Genomic DNA, 19,435 nt, shown 5'->3' with positions numbered 1-19,435 from the left:
TTTAGTCTAAGATATTCAATGAGTGATTTTGAAAAAGAATGGGAGGACTTAGATAATAATGAAGAAAGTTCTGCCAACGACATAGATTTTGACAAACTCGAATATGTTGTTAAGAAAAACATCATTTGGGTAATACTGCTACTTATGTTGAGTGGTATTGCTGCTTACCTGTATATTCGATGGACACCCGAAATTTACCAAGCACATACATTAAACCAAGTAAAGTTAACCTCTTCCTCACAAGAATTTGCTGAAAAATTTGGTATCGCTAATAGTTCCTTAGAAGAAGGAAAACTAGAAAGTGAAATGGCATTAATAACTTCAGGTGTGATGTATGAGCGTATCACAGATTCCCTTATTGATCTTTCTGTAGATTATTATTCTGTGGGTGATGTTCGTGATTCAGAACTTTTTGGTGATGGTGTACCGTTTACTTTAACTTATCCTTCGGGAAAACAACCCGCATTTAAGGATATTCCCCTATTCTTACAATTCCTTAATGGTGGAGATCAATATCAAGTTACATATAAAACAGGAGATCAAGAAAATACAATTTCTGGAAAATCAGGAGAACAAATCATATTAGGAGGACAGCCCTTAATTGTCACTCCCAAAAATAAAATTCTCGAAACCAATAAATATAGTTTTACTTTTAATTCTAAATCTAGAATTATTGGCTTTTTGAAAGCAAACTTATCGGTTATGATTTATGATCCAAGAGCTAAAACTATTCAAATTTCATTTACTGCACGCAATAGAAAGAAAGCAGAAGCTGTTTTGGAAGCCATAAACAAATCTTATGGTCAATTATCTAGGGAAGGTAAAGCCTTAGTTTATGAAAGAGCATTAGGGTTCTTATATAGTCAAATTGATATTACAAAAGACTCTCTTAATAATTTAGAAAAAACTATGAGAGAGTTGAGTTTCAATAAAGATTTGAGCTCATATATGGAAGCAGGCCCGATTGTGGGTAATATTCAAGAATTAGAAAAATCGCTTAATCAACTCAAATCTGAGAAAAAGAAATATCAAAAACTAAGACATTTTTTAGAAGCCGATAGTAGTATTGTCTACATACAAGCTTATGCAACTATTCTTACGGATGGAAGTATTTCTTCTAGTCTAAGTGAACTAGCAAAACTCGAAACAGAAGCACTACGAATTAAAGAATCTTATACTTCGAATACAGTTGCTAGTAATTCTACCTTAGAACTATATAAAAAACTACGTTTTGAAGTAGCTGAATCTATTAAATTTGCCGAACAGTTTTTAGATGATAATATCAAAGATTTACAAAAGGAAATAAGTAAGCTAAGAAGAGTCTTTTTCCAAAATATAGGAGGTGATCCAGATCTTAAAAAAATCGAAAAAAGAGTCTCTATTTATACCGATATTTCTGATTTACTCACTAATAAATTAATAGAAGTGAGTATGGCACAGGCAAGTACAATAGAAAGCTCTTCAGTTATTGATGCTCCTCGGGCTAGTGCAGCTCCAATTCGACCTAAGAAGTTGATTGCTATTGCTATATGTTTAGCTATTGGTATTTTCCTCTCTGTTTTACTAGTTGTTATCAATTATCTATTAATGGATAAAATTAATGGCTTAAAACATCTAGAACGAAGAACAAATATGCCGATTCTTGGATTAATCCCTAAGTATCAAAAAGAAGAAATGTCTGTTTCTAAATTGGTGGTTTCTCAAGATCCTAAATCTACCATGTCAGAAGCATTCCGATCTATAAGAACAAACTTAGACTTTATGATCTCTGATTTCTTAGATGATGATCCAGCAATAGAAAAGGAACAAAAAACATCTAAGGTGATATCAGTGACTTCAACGATTAGTGGAGAAGGAAAAACTTTTGTGGCTTCTAACTTAGCAGGGATTATTGCTATGTCAGATAAAAAAGTGATCATGGTTGATCTTGATTTAAGAAAACCGAAGGTTCATTTAGCAATGGGAGGTAGTAATGTAAATGGTGCTTCTTCTATATTAGTAGGTCAAAATACGATAGAAGAGTGTCTTCAAAAAACTGATATTCCTTCTTTAGAATATATTAGTGCAGGACCTATTCCTCCAAATCCATCAGAACTAATTTTATCCAACAACTTCAAAAGATTTATCAAGCAATTAAAAGACAAATATGATGTTATAATGCTTGATTCTCCTCCTGTTGGCTTGGTAACTGATGGTATGATTGTCATGAGACATGCAGACAACCCAATTTATGTGGTGAGAGCAGATTACTCAAAACAATCATTCATTGATAACGCCAATAACCTTTATAAATCAGGGAAATTTAAAAATATTTCTATTGTTCTTAACTCTGTTCCTGATCGTAGAAGTTATGGTGGGTATGGATATGGTTATGGTACTATGACGTATAGCTCGAATGGCTATGGTTATGGATATACCTATGGTTATGACTCTGATTTAAATGAAGAAGATATCGCTTATTTTGATAATAAAAAAGTACCCTTTTGGAAAAAAATATTTAAAAAATAAGATTTATTTTTAACCATATTCAATAAAACACCAGAACTTTAGACCACATTTTGTAGTTTTGTCAACAGATTAAAACGTCAACAATCATGAAGTGGCTTGCCCGATTATTTAAGAAAAACAATCCATCAAAAAATAAAGAAGTAATAACTGAGCCTCAAGGTCCAGCAATTACGTCAGATATGCATGCCCATTTTCTTCCTGGTATAGACGATGGTGCTCAGAATATGGAAGAAGCTCTAGATATTGTTAAGACGCTTCATTCTTTAGGGTACACTCATCTTATTGCAACACCTCACGTAATGAGTGATTTTTTTAAAAATACTCCTGAAATTATTCTAAGTAAACTAGAAGAATTAAAAACTGAGGTGAAGAAACAAGGTATTAATATCCAACTAGAAGCTGCTGCTGAATATTATTTGGATGACGTTTTTATCAAAAAACTAAGACAAAACGAACCCTTTTTAACCTTTGGAGATAATTATCTTCTTATTGAAACCTCTTTTATCAATCCTTGTATTTTTATTGATGAGGCTATCTTCTTAGCCATATCTAAAGGATACAAACCAATTATTGCTCATCCTGAAAGATACACTTATACTTATGATGGCAATTTTGAAGAAATTTTAAGGTGGAAAAAGTTAGGTGCACTTTTACAAATAAATGCCTTGTCGTTGGCAGGTTATTATTCTTCTAAAGCTAAACATTTTGCCGAAAGATTAATCGATGAAAATGCAGTTGACTTTATTGGAACAGACACCCATAAAGCAAAACATTTACATTGGTTAGAAAAAGTACAGAAACTATCGTACTATAATAAGGCTCTTGGCTTATCTTTGCTAAATCATAGCATAAACAAAGTGCCACAAAAATAATTTACACCTTGCAACTCGAAGGAAAAAAAGTATTCATCACTGGAGCCACTGGTTTTGTTGGTGGTTATATTACTCAAGCATTACACCAGCAAAAAGCCCAAATTATCGCCTTAAAAGGGAAGAAAAATGACACTTCTTTAATTGATGACATCAAAGATGATATTCAATGGGAAGATGCCGATATTCTAGATCCAAATACTTTACAGGAAATCCTTCAAGGAATTGATTATGTAGTACATACTGCTTCAATAGTTTCTTTTGATAAAGGAATTGATGAACTAAGGGCAATCAATGTAAATGGTACCGCAAATTTAGTCAATATGTCTTTAGAGTGTGGTATCAAAAAATTTATCCATATTAGTTCTATTGCCGCTTTAGGTGTACCTGAATATGGAAATCAAATTGATGAAAACTCAAAATGGACAGGTGATAAAGGTGTGTCTGCTTATGGTATTTCAAAATACAACTCAGAGCAAGAAGTATGGAGAGGTTATAGAGAAGGCTTAGATGTAGTAGTATTAAACCCTTCTGTTATTCTAGGTGTTGGCGATTTTAAAAGAAGTTCTCTAACCATTCTAGGACTAATTCAAAAAGGAGTGAAATACTATCCAACAGGTAATTTTAGTTCTGTAGATATTAGAGATGTAGTCACAGCGGTTATTAAATCTTTTGATGATAATATTAACGGCGAACGCTATATTTTAAACGCACATAGTATTCCTTTTCAACGAGCTTTAGAGATCATCTCAAGAGGTTTTAATGTTACCCCACCCAAAAAGAAAATCACAAAGAAAATAAGCAAATTAGTCTATTATCTTGAAGGTGGTATCAAATTGATTACAAGAAGAAAAAGAAAATTATCTAAAGATCTTCTAAGAACATTATACTCTAAAAAAGAATATAAAAACGCTAAAGCGATAAAAGAACTTCAACTTCAGTTCCGCCCATTAGAAGAAACAATGCAATGGGTAAAAGATCATCAATAAATAAAACCTAATCTACAGTTTTACTGTTTAATATTATACACAATTACATCATTTATCTATCAATTTTTATTGCGATATTGTGGTTTGTGTTGTGATCAGTGTTAGTAATATAAACTTAAACTGTACCATTAAAATATTTTTCTAAACTATCCGCTTTACGATGCCGAATCAGTTTAATGACGATATAAATAAAGTAATCAAAGAATACGAGAATAACCTCAAAGGTGGTCGTGAAGAATTTTATGACTTAGATACTTTTGAAGATATCCTTGAATATTACTTTGATGAATTCAAAATCAATAAAGCATTGACGGTTTGTGAGCATGCAGAAAAATATTATCCCAATTCTGCTACAGTCAAAGTTTATCGCTCCAAAATCAGTGCATATACAGGTAATTATAAAGATGCTTTTCAATTAATTGATGAGGCTGAACAAATTTCTCCTAATGAATTTATGGTTCTTTTCCAGAAAGGTACCCTCTATTCTATAGTTGGAGAAACTGATAGTGCAATTGATTACTTCTTTAAAGCAATTGAGACTACAGATTCTCAAAAAGGTGAAATCATTTATAACATCGCTATCACTTTACTTTCTGCTGATAGAATTGATGAAGCTTATAGCATGTTTAAAGTTTCTTTAGTAGAAGATGACACTATTGAAGAATCTGTCTATGAGATGTATGATTTAGCATTAAAACTTGATATGCTCAGTGATGCTGAAACACATTTAGAAGCTTTAATTGATCAAGATCCTTACAATAAATACCGTTGGTTTAATCAAGGGTTATTCTTAAGTCAGTGCAAACAATTTGAAAAAGCTTTAGCCGCTTTTGAATATGCCACTTTAATTGATGATACTTTTGAAGTTGCCTTTATGCAAATGGGGCATTGCTTTCTAAATACAAAAGAATATGCCAATGCATTTAGAAAATACCTTGAAGCACTGCAAGTAGCTACAGATCCTTCTGCAGAATTGTATTGCCACCTTGGTGCATCTTCTGAAATGATGGAAGACTACAATGTAGGAATTCGTTATTTCAAAAAAGCCCTTGAAAAAGATGTTGACTATGATGAAGCTTGGTTTGGAGTTGGTGAAAACCATCGTAAACTTGGTAATTTTCTAGAAGCCACGCACTATTTAAATAAAGCTGTAAAACTAAATCCTCATTATGATGAATATTGGTACGCCTTAGCTAAAGCTGAAAGTTCTTTAGGTAATAGTGTTTCTGGTATAGAAGCTTTTAAAAATGCTTGTGAAATTAACCCAAATAAAATCTATGTTTGGTTAGATTGGTCAGAAGTTTACGCTAAAGCTGAAGAACTTAATGAAGGAATTGAAACGCTGAAAAAAGCAATTAATAATATTCCTGATAATCATTCTTTATATTATCGTTTAGCCGCTTATCAATTACTTGATGGGAAAATGAATGAAGCCTTCATTTCTATTGAAAAGGCACTTCAACTTAATTATGAAGCACATCATGAATTGGTAGATTATATGCCTGAAGAATCCATGAAAGAAATTTTAAAATCAGCTATTAACAAGTTCAAAAGATAATAATTGAAAAATTGTGTGCTTATTTTGATTTTTTAACATAATTATACCCTCAATAATAATAGCTTTTACGAAATTGCGACGCATCGCAAAATTCTATGCTTTATATAATTTTAGTGATGTAAAAAATGTATCGACTTCTAAATCAATTTGTAGTCGATTTTTTTTATTACAAATCGTCTGAAGATGAATTACGTATTAAATAATCTCCCTGAAAGAAGTGCTAAACCTAGAAATAAAGGTTTAACTATGGCAATGGACAAAGGAATGTCCCTACGTGAAGTAGAAGATATTTTAGAAACTTCGGGTGATTACATAGATATAGTAAAATTAGGATGGGCTACTTCATATGTATATCCTAATCTACAAGAAAAAATTAACCTTTATCAAGATGCTGGTATTAAAGTATATCTTGGTGGTACTTTATTTGAAGCATTCGTTATTCGTGATCAATTCGAAGATTACTTAAGAGTTCTTGATAAATTCAATTTAGATTTTGCTGAAGTATCAGACGGATCTATGGATATGGCACATGATGTAAAATGTGAATATATTCGTAAACTATCTGAACGTGCAACTGTTGTTTCTGAAGTAGGATCTAAAGACGCTGAAAAAATTATTCCTCCATACAAATGGATCGAATTAATGCGCGCTGAATTAGAAGCTGGTGCTTGGAAAGTGATTGGTGAGGCTCGTGAAGGTGGTAACGTTGGTTTATTCCGCTCATCAGGTGAAGTTAGGTCAGGTTTAGTAGAAGAAATTCTTACTCAAATTCCTTACGAAAATATCATTTGGGAAGCTCCACAAAAAGCACAACAAGTTTGGTTTATCAAATTAATTGGTACTAACGTAAACTTGGGTAACATCGCTCCTAAAGAAGTTATTCCTTTAGAAACTATTCGTTTAGGTTTAAGAGGAGATACTTTCCACGACTTCTTAAACGAAGGTTGGAAGTAATTCTAAAAAATATATCAATGAGAACGGCTGAAATTAATTTCAGCCGTTTTTTTTATCTATTGAATTGAGGTAATTACTAATACAAAAGTAATTTCCATGCTTCTTTTATCAACCCTTTATCAATTAGTCTTGCTGCTAACGTATGATTTTCTTCTACCGAAGAGGTTTGAGGTGTTTCTATATTTTCTAAGTCTTTTTCTGAAGGAATATGATCTACATTTGCCAATTGAGCTAAATGATTTCCTGTAAGAATTTTACTTTCTATGATATGAAGAGGTAATTGATCTAATCCTATGCCTTTTGTTTGAATAGGTTTTTGAATAGTCATTAAAGCGTCTCCAGAAGCTCTGACATAGAAATTTCCACCCATTCTTCCCATTAAATCTAATTTTGTAGTATCCAAACCTCCTTGGTCATTGAGGTAATTTTCATTGATATGAATACAAATCACTTCACAGATCACTAAATTTCCGGCTCCACCTTCATCACCCATAGGCATTACCTCTCTTAATTTACATTCAAATTGAACGGGTGATTCGGCAACTCTAGGAGGGGCAACTATATCAGATGCTTTCTCTGTCAAGCCCGATTTAATAAACTCGTTTACTCCTTTTTCATAAGCGGTACTTGATAACGACATTTGATGGACAATATCATGAGTAACAATATTCACAGTACACTCTCTTGTTTCTTCAATATTTGCTAAAGTATGTTTCAATGCATTTCCTCTAACACTTCTTGTTGGTGAAAAAACAAAGACTGCTGGGTTGGCTCCAAAAAAATTAAAGCAACTGTAAGGACTAAGGTTCACCTTCCCAGAAGCATCCACAGTACTCACAAAAGCAATAGGCCGAGGAGCAATAGCATTCAAAAGATAAGAATGCATTTCTGATGTACTTATTTCTGATGGGATAATTTTTTTCATAGTGTTTATGGTGGTAGTTGTTTATGGTGATATTAAGGCAAGATAAGTTTTTCTTTTCAATATATCGAAGAGAGATAAGGTTCAAAAGTTATCAACATTGATGTTTTTAAATTCGGCTATTCACATTATGATATACATATTCTATAATCAAATGTTTCATTTATTATTTGTGAATAGACTTCTGAAATTTTATTTCAAAAAATAGTTATACTATCCCAATTACTATTTATCCACAGAGTTATTATTTTGTGAATAACAATTATGCACAATAAAAGCGTAGTTTTTAATTATATAAATGGTGAAATCAAATAGTTATCCACATTCTTGTGAATAACTATTTGATTTTCCTCTTAATTCACACTAAAACCTCTTGGAATTAGCTATAAATGAGATAATACATATTAACCCATTTACTATTCACTTATTCTTTTTTAATTAAGGTAATTACCAATAATGTGAATAAGTCATGAGTTATTCATTTTGTGCATAAAAAAATCCCCAACCATTACTGATCAGGGATCTTATTATTTATGATAGATGTAATTGCTTACATCTTAGCGAAGTTCTTCCAAATATCGTGTTCAGGAACTCTTGCAGTGAATCTCATTGGTTCCTTTTTTACGGGATGTTCAAATGCTAATTCTTTTGCATGAAGGAAAATCAATTTACCTTTCAAAATTCTTCCTTTGGCACCATACTTCATATCGCCTCTAATAGGAGACCCGATATTTCCCAATTGGGCTCTAATTTGATGCGAACGTCCTGTTTTAGGTTCAACGTGTAAACAATAATTATCGCCTACTCTTCCTAATAGTTTGTAGTATGTTTCGCAGTATTTACCACCACGACGATCAGATAAATAAACGTGTGTTCTATTTTTCTTCTCATCTTTCTTTAACCAATTAATCAAAGTGTCTTCCTCCTGTTGAGGACGTTTAGCCACTAAAGCTAAATAGGTTTTGGTAATTTTATGTTCCTGGAAAATCTTAGCCATACGTTCAGCTGCCTTAGACGTACGCGCAAAAACCACCACACCACTAACTGGACGGTCCAATCTATGAACTGGAGCAAGAAATACTGCTCCGGGCTTTTTGTACTTATCTTTGATATATTCTTTTACAATATCGGTAAGTGTTTCATCGCCGGTTTCATCACCTTGTACTAAAATACCAGGTGCTTTATTTACAACCACTAAGTGATTGTCTTCATAGATTATTTGTGACTGATCTAAATTCATTTTAATTAAATCTTACTCGCTTACTCACGTAAGTGAAGGAATTAAGTTACGTTACTTAATTCTTATTACTAAATAATGGTATTGATATTGAAATAATAACCTCAAATATCAATAAACTACTAATCAATATCTAATTTTTTGATAAATCCCTTTACGAATTTATCCGAATAGAAATCAGATTAATAACATTCTTTTTCGTTAGGGAAATCATGCGATTTCACATCAGAAATATAGACTTGAACAGCTTCTTTCATTATACCTCCAATGTTGGCATATCTTCTTAAGAAACGAGGTTTAAAATCTTGAGTGATACCTAACATATCATGAACAACTAAAACTTGTCCGTCTACTCCAGCACCGGCACCAATACCAATCACAGGAATAGTTAATTCTTTTGCTACTTTTTCTGCTAAAGCTGATGGAATTTTCTCTAACACTAAAGCAAAACATCCTAATTCTTCTAAAAGTTTAGCATCTTCTATAAGCTTTTGTGCTTCTTCCTCTTCTTTTGCTCTTACAGTGTAAGTACCAAATTTATAAATAGACTGAGGAGTCAATCCTAAATGTCCCATAACTGGAACACCTGCAGATAAAATCTTTTTTACAGATTCTTGAATCTCAGCACCACCTTCTACTTTTACAGCATGTCCACCAGTTTCTTTCATGATTCTGATGGCAGAACGTAAAGCCTCTGTCGAACTACCTTGGTAGCTACCGAAAGGAATATCCACTACTACCAATGCTCTGTCAACTGCTCTTACAACAGAGGTAGCATGATAAATCATTTGATCTAAAGTAATTGGTAAAGTGGTTTCGTTACCTGCCATCACATTCGATGCAGAATCACCCACCAACAATACATCAATACCCGAAGCATCTAAGATTTTAGCCATAGAATAATCGTAAGCAGTAAGCATAGAAATTTTCTCTCCTCTTGCTTTCATTGCTGCTAATTGATGTGTAGTAACTTTCTTTATATCTGGTTTGTGGATTGACATTTTGTATTGAATTTTTATTTAAACCCTCTTTTTAAAATGTTCAGAATAAACAGCTTATTCTAATCATCGACTTGAATTGAGTACAAATATACAAGTTTAAAAGCGGTTGTTAATAACACATGGTGCGAATGTAAGCCTATAATTGTATGATATTTATCAAAGTTTTGTCAATAGTTCGTAATTTCGACCAATTATGAAACAATCAAGGTTTAATCAAAAAGTATATTGGGTGATAGGTGCCTCTTCCGGAATAGGTAAGCAACTTGTGATATCAATGAGTCAACTTTCTTGTCGTTTAATTATCTCTGCAAGAAATACAAACGCTTTAGATGAACTTAAAAGTCAATATCAAAAAAACGATAATATTGAAGTATTACCTATTGATTTATCGTCGAATTATGAACAGCTTTTAGATAGTTCTCAAAAAGCTTATCAAATACATCAACAACTTGATGGAATATTTCTAGTAGGCGGGATCAGTCAGAGAGCCGCTTTTGAAGATATGAAACTCTCTACTTTTGAAACTATCATGAAAGTAAACTTTTGGGGAGCTTTACATATCACTAAAGCATGTTTACCTTTTCTCAAGCAATCCAAAGATCCTATGATTGTTTGTATTAACAGTGTTCAAGGGAAAATGGGAATTCCAGATCGAACGGCTTATGCAGCTTCAAAACATGCCTTATTGGGTTTTATGGATTCTCTGAGAGCAGAACTTTATCCTTATAACATTCAGGTGACTTCTATTTTACCTGGATATGTCAAGACAGATTTAGGAAAAAATGCACTTCAGGCAGATGGGTCAACCCAAGGTAAATCAGAAGATAGTAAAGGGGGCATTTCTGTAGAAAAAGCTGCTCATGATATATTACATTATGCATCAGAAGGTAAAAGTGAAGCTATTATTGGCAGACCAAGGGAACAACTTGCAGTTTATATCAAAAGATTCTTTCCTGCATTATTGGAGAAAATAGTAAGAAAAAAATCATAACTTTAAGTGATGAGATTAAGGTTATTTACATCTTAATTTCTATAAAGGTGAAATCTCGCCTTTGTACTTTATATTCGATACAAACATGACCAACAAAGATATTATTAAAGGTTTCCGTTTATTGACACAATTGATGGAATTACACGGAGCCAACCCTTTCAAGACACGTGCTTATTCTACAGCGATTCAAAGCATGGAAAATGCAGGAACTCCTTTAATTAGTTTGGATAATGATCAGTTAATCGATTTAGGTTTTTCTAAAACGATGGCTGAAAAATTAACGACTTGGTTTTCTTCTGGTGTGCTTTCTGATTTAGAAGATTTAAAAGAAAAAACACCTTCTGGAGTAATAGATATGATGGCATTAAGTGGTATTGGTCCCAAGAAAATTGCCGCACTCTGGAAAGAATTAGACATTGATAGCTTAGATAAGCTACAAGTGGCTTGTGAGGAAAATAAAGTACAAACTTTAAAAGGATTTGCCGCAAAAACTGAAGCTAAAATTCTTCAACAAGTCCACTTCCTTAAGGAAAATAAAAAACGTCTACATTATGCAAAAGCAGAAGTAATTGCCAAAAATATATCTCAGTTTCTTGATGAGAAAAGCTGTCAACATCAATGGGCGGGTGATTTATCTTTAAAACGTGAAGTTGTAGATACTCTTAGTTTTACTGTAAAAACAGAGAGTACATCCGCTTTAAAAACTGTTTTAGAAGGGATGGATCAGCTTAAAATGGATGAACAAGGCAGTACACCTTTAACATTACGTGCCAACACCATTGATTCAGATACTCCTGTCGAATTTTATATCACTTCAGAAGAAGAGTATATTAAAATAGCTTTTCAAAAAAGTGCTGCTCCAGAACATTTAGCTTTAAGAGGAAGTGATGATCATCCTACTTTAAGAGATGTTTTAAACAAGACTTCATATAGCTCTGAAGAAGATATTTATAATAATGCTGGCCTTCCATTTTTCCCTGTTGAACTTAGAGAAGGTGAAGAGTATGTAGGAGATTTTGTCAAAAAAGGCATTCCGACATTAGTCGAAGATCAAGATTTAAAAGGCAGCTTACATAATCACTCTGATTATTCTGATGGTCAAAATACCTTAAGGGAAATGGCTGTATTCCTAAAAGAAAAAGGGTATGAGTATTTAGGGATTTCTGATCACTCAAAAACTGCTTTTTATGCCAATGGTTTATCCGTTGAACGTATTGAACAGCAACATAAAGAAATTGATGAACTGAATAAAGAATTAGCACCTTTTAAAATATTTAAAGGAATAGAATCAGATATTCTAAATGATGGAAGTTTAGACTATGATGATGATGTGTTAGCTAGTTTTGATTTTGTGGTTTCTTCAATTCACTCTCCTTTAACAATGGATAAACCGACTGCCACTGCAAGATTAATTAAGGCAATTGAACATCCTGCTACCACAATCTTAGGACATCCAACAGGAAGATTGTTACTAAGAAGAGAAGGCTATCCTATAGATCATAAAGCAGTCATTGATGCATGTGCTAAACATGGCGTAATTATAGAAATTAATTCAAGTCCTTGGCGTTTAGACCTTGATTGGAGATGGGCTAAATATGCTTTAGACCAAGGTGTAAAATTATCACTCAACCCAGATGCGCATGCTGTAGAAGGTTACGATGATATGCACTTTGGATTATTAGTTGGTAGAAAAGCAGGCTTAACGAAAGAAATGACCTTAAATGCAATGAGTTCTTCTGAGATTGAAGAATACTTTACATCTCGAAAAAAATAGATTTGTATTTCATTCAAGGCACAACTAATAGTATTGAAGCAAGAAAATAAGTATCGATTAAACTCGGTACTTATTTTTTTTGTTGTCGAATTAGTTAAAGCCTGCTAAAGATGAATACTACTAAAAGTCTATTTCACCAAATACCAAAATCCCTTATTACAGTTACAATCTTGATCTCTGTACTCCCTTTTCTTCTACATTATTCTGAAATAAGTTTAAGTGGAGAATTAATGGATTTAGAACAAGGTATTTTTCCTGTAACACCTTTTGGTTTCTTATCCTTTGTATTATTAGAATGGACTTCCATCTTACTTATATTTATCACTTGTGGATTAGCCTATATTCATCATCATTATTCCAATTCCAAAGGTTCTGCAATAATAGGGCTTGCATTTATTTCTATAGGAATGATAAAATTTTCACAAGTATTACTTCTTGCAAATACTGAATACCTTTCTCTTTCCGACCTTAAAAATCATGATCTTATTTCTACCTCTTTTGAAGGATGTCTAATGCTTACAGCCCTTATTTCTTTGATTATCAAAAATCAAAATAGAGACGAGAAAAAGACACAAAACCTTCATTATTATGTGGGTGGAATTTTTATTTTTCTAGGAATACTTATTATTGGTACTTCTGATTACATCAATCAGTTTATCATATGGAGTAGCACTACTATTTCATTTGCCCTGATATCATTTTTTCCAATAATGATGTATAGTATTGTCTTTGGGGTATTCCTTATCAGATTATCAAATCACTCTAATAGTTATTTATTACAATCCATATTTTGGAGTATTCTCCCTATAGGAGTAGGGCAATGTCATTTATTTATTGGTAGTCATCAGTTATTTGATTCTCATTTCAATATCTCTCAATTCTTATTTACGTTTTCTTTCTTACTTCCATTCATAGGGATTATCCTGGATTATATTTCTATGTTCAAAGAAGAAAAACGAAAGACGACTGAATTAATGATAATCGAACAAGATCTCAAAAGTAAAAACCATGAATTAGAACAATTTGCCTATACTACATCACATGATTTACAAGAACCCTTGAGAAGTATTATTAGTTTATCAGAACTTTTAGACAGTTCATATAAAGCAAAAATAGATCACAATGGACAGCAAATGCTGGGGTATATCAATTCCTCTGCAACCAGAATGAAAAATTTAATACGTGCATTATTAGATTATTCTAAAATTGGAAAGAATAGGTCTTTATCTAATATCGATTGTAATCAACTAATCACAGATATATCACAAGATTTAAGGTTTTCAATTACTGAATCAAATACTCAAATACGTTTTGAAAATCTTCCTATTATCAGAGGATATGAAATTGAATTAAGATTATTAATTCAAAATTTACTGACCAATGCGATCAAATTTAGAAAACCCAATATTGACCCTGTGATTACTATTTCGGCCATACATATGGTAGGAGAATGGATGTTTGCAATACAGGATAATGGTATTGGTATTAATGATAAATATTTGGAACAGATCTTTATTATTTTCTCTAGACTACATAGTAAAAGTGAGTATGAGGGCTCAGGAATTGGATTAGCTCATTGCCAAAAAATTGTAGATCTACATCATGGTAGTATTTGGGTAGAATCTGATCGTGATATTGGATCAACTTTTTATTTTACGATTAAAGATGATATTCCTGAATAAAAAAAAGGTTAATTCATATAAGTATGAATTAACCCTTTTTTGAAAGTTTTGACTACGATTATTCAGCAGCTTCTTCAGATGCTTCCTCGTCTTCTTTCTTATCTTCTAAAGCTTCAGGATAGAATTCTGTAATCTTATTGTACCAAGTAACTAATTTCTTGATATCAGAAGTATAAATTCTGTCAGAATCCCAGCTTGGAAGTACAGCAAAAATAAAATCTTCTAAAGATTCTTCAGATTTTGTATCTACATCCAATTTATTGATACCGAATTTTTCTTTTACGGCAACAAATACTTCCTCTAAAGGAACAGACTCTTCTGCTTGACCTGTTACATACATAGAGATCTCTTTTAAGATAGAGATTCTTTGGCTTGCACTTACAATTGTCTTCTTAGGCTTAGCCTCTAAAGTTTCAACAATTACACCTGTACGTGATGGCTTTAATACTTTATATAAACCCGGTTTACCTGCAATTGAAGCAATATCTTTTAAATTCATATTATAATGATGATTATTTATGATTTATAATCAGATTACCCCAAAAATTGTTTGAAATAATCTGGTAATGATTGACTTTTTAAATGCGTTAAAAAAACGCTTCGCAATTTAATAAATGAACTGATTTAATATCAAAAATATATCGTTTTTAATACTTAAAGAATGGATTTATTCTATTAAAACACCATAATTAATAAGATGAACATCAAAATTATGGAATAATAAAAAGTATAATACTATATCAAATAAGTAAGAAAAATATCAATCACATTTTAAATGCAAAAAACCTGTGGGAATTACTTCCCACAGGTATATACATTTTGGCTTTATTAGTCTTGTCTTGAGCTCAGAGCTTACTGAAGTGTAATTTCTAGAGCAAGACCACGAAGTTCATGAACCAATACGTTGAATGATTCTGGAACGTTCGGGTTAGGCATATTGTCTCCTTTAACAATTGCCTCATATGCTTTAGCACGTCCTTGAACGTCATCAGACTTCACAGTTAAGATTTCACGAAGTACATTAGCTGCACCGAATGCCTCTAATGCCCAAACTTCCATCTCACCGAAACGCTGACCACCAAATTGTGCCTTACCACCTAGAGGTTGTTGAGTAATCAACGAGTAAGGTCCAATAGAACGAGCGTGCATTTTGTCATCTACTAAGTGACCTAGTTTCAGCATGTACATTACACCAACAGAAACTCTTTGGTGGAATGGCTCACCTGTTAAACCATCGTATAATTGAGCACGACCATAATCAGGAAGACCTGCCTCTTTCAATTCTGCTACTACTTCTTCTTCAGAAGCACCATCAAAAATTGGAGTGGCATATTTTCTACCCATTTTCAAACCAGCCCATCCAAGAACTGTTTCGTAAATCTGACCAATGTTCATACGAGAAGGTACACCTAGTGGGTTCAAACAGATATCCATTGGAGTACCGTCTTCTAGGAATGGCATATCCTCTTCAGGAACGATCTTAGCAACAACACCTTTGTTACCGTGACGACCGGCCATCTTATCACCTACTTTCAATTTACGACGCTTAGCGATATAAACTTTAGCAAGCTTAACGATACCTGTTGGTAATTCATCACCCACTTCTAATGTAAATCTATCACGCTTGAAGAAACCTGTTACTTCGTTACGAGCGTTTACATAGTTCTTCACTGTAGATCTAACCAATTCGTTAACACGAGCATCATCAGTCCAGTTATCAAGAATAAGGTCACCTAAAAGGTTTGCTTCTTCAGAAACTGCATAAGATGAGTCATCACGGAATGGATTTTCACCAGGGAAGATGTTTTCAGAGATATTTGCTTCAGAGAAAGTTACTCCTGCACTCATTACCTCTTGTCCAAATTTATGTTTCACACCTTGACAAGTTAAACCGTCAAGAAGTTCAATCAATTTAGACATCATTCTATTTTCTAAGCCTTTCAAGTCGCGAGAGTATTGTTTTTTCAATAACTCAACTTCTTTCTTAGCCTTAGCACGTAAGTCTTTGTCTTTCTTAGGACGAGCGAACAAACGTGTATCGATTACTGTACCAATCAACGATGGAGAAGCTTTTAATGATGCATCTTTTACATCACCTGCTTTATCACCAAAGATTGCACGTAATAATTTTTCTTCTGGAGTTGGATCTGATTCTCCTTTAGGAGTAATCTTACCAATAAGGATATCGCCAGGACGTACACGAGAACCAACACGGATAATACCGTTTTCGTCCAAGTTTTTCACTGCATCCTCACCAACGTTAGGAATTTCAGAAGTTAATTCTTCCTCACCACGTTTAGTGTCACGTACTTCTAATTCATGCTCTACAATGTGCAATGAAGTATAAACATCATTACGTACAACACGCTCAGAGATTACGATAGCATCCTCAAAGTTATAACCTTGCCAAGGCATGAAGGCTACTAGTAAGTTCTTACCAATTGCCAATTCGCCATTTTCAGTAGAATAACCTTCAGAAAGAACATCACCTTTCTTCACACGCTGCCCTTTCTTCACGATAGGACGCATGTTCATACAAGTATCTTGGTTCGTTCTACGGAACTTGATCAAGTTATGGCTCTTCACTTCTGATTCGAATGAAGCTAACCACTGATCATCAGTATGGTCATAACGAACGTTGATTGAATTCGCATCTACTGTATCAATTACACCATCCTTTTCAGCAAGAACAACTGTACGAGAGTCAATAGCTACGTTTCTTTCCAAACCAGTACCTACGATTGGAGCTTCAGGCTTCAATAATGGCACTGCTTGACGCTGCATGTTTGATCCCATCAATGCACGGTTGGCATCATCATGCTCCAAGAAAGGAATCATTGAGGCTGCAATCGATACAATTTGGTTTGGAGCAACGTCCATATAATCAATTTCTTCAGGAGTTTTAAGAGGGAAGTCACCTTCGTAACGTACCTTCACTAATTCTTCTTCAAAACGATTGTTTTCATCTAAATCAGTTTTCGCTTGTGCGATAAACTTCTCATCTTCTTCCTCTGCAGAGATATAAGTTACGTTAGCATCTTCAATATCTACAACACCGTCAGTTACTTTACGGTAAGGAGTTTCGATGAAGCCCATACTGTTTACTTTCGCATATACTGTCAATGACGAAATCAAACCAATGTTTGGACCTTCTGGTGTCTCAATAGTACAAAGACGACCATAGTGAGTGTAGTGAACGTCACGAACCTCGAAACCTGCACGCTCTCTTGATAGACCACCTGGTCCTAATGCTGAGATACGACGCTTATGCGTTACCTCTGCAAGAGGGTTAGTTTGGTCCATGAACTGTGATAGCTGGTTGGTACCGAAGAACGAGTTAATTACAGATGATAACGTACGAGCATTCACCAAGTCAACTGGTTTAAAGTCTTCGTTATCACGAACGTTCATACGCTCTTTAATAGTACGAGCCATACGAGCTAAACCTACTCCAAATTGAGAGTAAAGTTGCTCACCCACCGTACGGATACGACGGTTTGACAAGTGGTCAATATCATCTACAACAGCTTTAGAGTTGATCAAGTGGATCAAGTGCTTGATGATTTTGACAATATCTTCTTTTGTCAGCACACGGATATCCATGCTTGTCTCTGACTTCAACTTACGGTTAAGTTTGTATCTACCAACTTCACCTAAGTCATAACGTTTATCAGAGAAGAACAAGTTTTGGATGATGTCACGTGCAGTCTGATCATCAGGAGCCTCAGTGTTACGAAGTTGACGGTAGATTTGGTGTACCGCTTCTTTCTCTGAGTTTGAATTATCTTTTGATAACGTATCGAAAATGATACGGAAATCGTTGATGTTGATATCTTTTCTATGAACGATAACAGCACTTACTCCAGAATCTTCGATCATTTCAAGATCTTCTTCTGAGATAATATGGTCACGCTCTAAGATTACATCGTTACGATCGATTGATACTACTTCACCAGTATCTTCATCTACGAAGTCCTCTGTCCATGTTTTTAATACACGTGCAGCCAATGTTCTGTTCTCTAGAGAAGCTAAGTTCTCTTTAGATACTGAGATTTCTTCAGATAAACCGAATAAATCTAAGATATCCTTATCCGATCCATAACCGATCGAACGAAGAAGCATTGTTACTGGGAATTTTTTCTTACGGTCGATATAAGCATACATCACGTTATTAACGTCAGTTGCAAATTCGATCCATGATCCTTTGAAAGGAATTACTCTAGCAGAGTAAAGTTTAGTACCGTTTGTGTGTTTTGACTGTGCAAAGAAAACACCAGGAGATCTGTGAAGCTGAGAAACGATTACACGCTCTGCTCCATTTACTACAAATGATCCTCTTCTTGTCATATAAGGAATATTACCTAAGAACACATCTTGTTCAATGGTTTCAAAATCCTCATTATCTTCATCGCTACACGAAAGCTTCAATTTTGCTTTTAAAGGCACACTGAAAGTCAAACCTCTTTCTACACACTCATCTACCGTATATTTCGGAGGATCAATAGTGTAATCGATGAATTCCAATAAGAAGTTTTCACGAGAATCCGTAATCGGGAAGTTCTCCATGAATACTTTGTACAAACCTTCATCTTCTCTCAACTCCGGAGGAGTATCGATTTGGAAGAAGTTATGGAATGACTTAAACTGTACGTCTAGAAAATCTGGATAATCTAGAACCCTTTTTGCTTTCGCAAAATTCTTTCTACCGTTCTTGAATGTTGCCAAGGTGGTTTTCTTTTTAAGTTTCAAAACTATCTGTTACAAAAAGCGGTTATAAAAAGCCGTATATAACCCTTGTAACAGGGGCGCAAAATGTATTTTACTTGCTTGTAAAAGTGTCTTCTTTCGCAATTAAAAGAATATATTTTACATGCAACTTGCAAATATAGATAAAAGTTACTAAAGTCATACCTTTTGCCCTATTAGTTTTATGAATAATTTCAAATAAGT

The 19,435-nt window shown here is 33.7% G+C and carries 13 protein-coding genes; 8 read left to right on the top strand and 5 right to left on the bottom strand.

The window, feature by feature from the left end; genetic code table 11:
- Positions 1 to 18 precede the first annotated feature (18 nt).
- The 5 genes from NH26_RS13735 (at position 19) to NH26_RS13715 (ending at position 6,878) form a co-directional block, all read left to right on the top strand.
- Complete coding sequence (locus NH26_RS13735; protein WP_044226005.1) at positions 19 to 2,508, top strand: polysaccharide biosynthesis tyrosine autokinase; 2,490 nt, start codon at positions 19 to 21, stop codon at positions 2,506 to 2,508.
- Positions 2,509 to 2,594: 86 nt separating this feature from the next.
- On the top strand, positions 2,595 to 3,380 hold the full coding sequence (locus NH26_RS13730; protein WP_044226007.1) for a tyrosine-protein phosphatase: 786 nt from the start codon (positions 2,595 to 2,597) through the stop codon (positions 3,378 to 3,380).
- Between the two features lie 8 nt (positions 3,381 to 3,388).
- The gene (locus tag NH26_RS13725) at positions 3,389 to 4,366 is read left to right on the top strand and encodes an NAD-dependent epimerase/dehydratase family protein (RefSeq protein ID WP_044226010.1); all 978 of its coding nucleotides are present in this window, start codon (positions 3,389 to 3,391) and stop codon (positions 4,364 to 4,366) included.
- A 160-nt stretch (positions 4,367 to 4,526) separates the two neighbouring features.
- Positions 4,527 to 5,924, top strand: coding sequence for a tetratricopeptide repeat protein (locus NH26_RS13720; RefSeq protein ID WP_044226013.1), 1,398 nt, complete (start codon positions 4,527 to 4,529; stop codon positions 5,922 to 5,924).
- A gap of 183 nt (positions 5,925 to 6,107) precedes the next feature.
- Entirely contained in the window at positions 6,108 to 6,878 is a 771-nt protein-coding gene (locus NH26_RS13715; protein ID WP_044226016.1) for a phosphosulfolactate synthase, read from the top strand.
- 76 nt (positions 6,879 to 6,954) lie between these two features.
- Here the strand turns inward: NH26_RS13715 and NH26_RS13710 are convergent, their stop codons facing one another.
- The 3 genes from NH26_RS13710 to panB all read right to left on the bottom strand — a co-directional run bounded on the left by NH26_RS13710 (position 6,955) and on the right by panB (position 10,038).
- Positions 6,955 to 7,803, bottom strand: a complete 849-nt coding sequence (locus NH26_RS13710) for a flavin reductase family protein (protein WP_044226019.1) — start codon at positions 7,801 to 7,803, stop codon at positions 6,955 to 6,957.
- A gap of 547 nt (positions 7,804 to 8,350) precedes the next feature.
- Entirely contained in the window at positions 8,351 to 9,040 is a 690-nt protein-coding gene (locus tag NH26_RS13705; protein ID WP_044226022.1) for an RluA family pseudouridine synthase, read from the bottom strand.
- 179 nt (positions 9,041 to 9,219) lie between these two features.
- On the bottom strand, positions 9,220 to 10,038 hold the full coding sequence (panB, locus tag NH26_RS13700) for a 3-methyl-2-oxobutanoate hydroxymethyltransferase (RefSeq protein ID WP_044226024.1): 819 nt from the start codon (positions 10,036 to 10,038) through the stop codon (positions 9,220 to 9,222).
- A 193-nt stretch (positions 10,039 to 10,231) separates the two neighbouring features.
- On the opposite strand from panB, the gene NH26_RS13695 reads away from it, so the two are divergent.
- The 3 genes from NH26_RS13695 (at position 10,232) to NH26_RS13685 (ending at position 14,485) form a co-directional block, all read left to right on the top strand.
- Positions 10,232 to 11,029 (top strand): SDR family oxidoreductase, encoded by a 798-nt coding sequence (locus tag NH26_RS13695; RefSeq protein WP_044226026.1) that lies wholly within the window; start codon positions 10,232 to 10,234, stop codon positions 11,027 to 11,029.
- 85 nt (positions 11,030 to 11,114) lie between these two features.
- Positions 11,115 to 12,803, top strand: coding sequence for a PHP domain-containing protein (locus tag NH26_RS13690; protein WP_044226029.1), 1,689 nt, complete (start codon positions 11,115 to 11,117; stop codon positions 12,801 to 12,803).
- Between the two features lie 110 nt (positions 12,804 to 12,913).
- Positions 12,914 to 14,485, top strand: coding sequence for a sensor histidine kinase (locus NH26_RS13685; RefSeq protein ID WP_052432133.1), 1,572 nt, complete (start codon positions 12,914 to 12,916; stop codon positions 14,483 to 14,485).
- A 58-nt stretch (positions 14,486 to 14,543) separates the two neighbouring features.
- Here NH26_RS13685 and NH26_RS13680 read toward each other — a convergent pair whose 3' ends face one another.
- Both NH26_RS13680 and rpoB read right to left on the bottom strand, forming a co-directional pair.
- Positions 14,544 to 14,984: a DUF5606 family protein gene (locus NH26_RS13680; protein ID WP_044226032.1), complete on the bottom strand. Its 441-nt coding sequence runs from the start codon at positions 14,982 to 14,984 to the stop codon at positions 14,544 to 14,546.
- 353 nt (positions 14,985 to 15,337) lie between these two features.
- A complete protein-coding gene (rpoB, locus tag NH26_RS13675; protein WP_044226216.1) occupies positions 15,338 to 19,210 on the bottom strand; it encodes a DNA-directed RNA polymerase subunit beta in 3,873 nt (1,290 codons plus the stop codon).
- Positions 19,211 to 19,435 lie beyond the last annotated feature (225 nt).

The sequence above is a fragment of the Flammeovirga pacifica genome (assembly GCF_000807855.2).
Taxonomy (GTDB): domain Bacteria; phylum Bacteroidota; class Bacteroidia; order Cytophagales; family Flammeovirgaceae; genus Flammeovirga; species Flammeovirga pacifica.
This window is presented reverse-complemented; position numbering and strand designations above follow the sequence as displayed.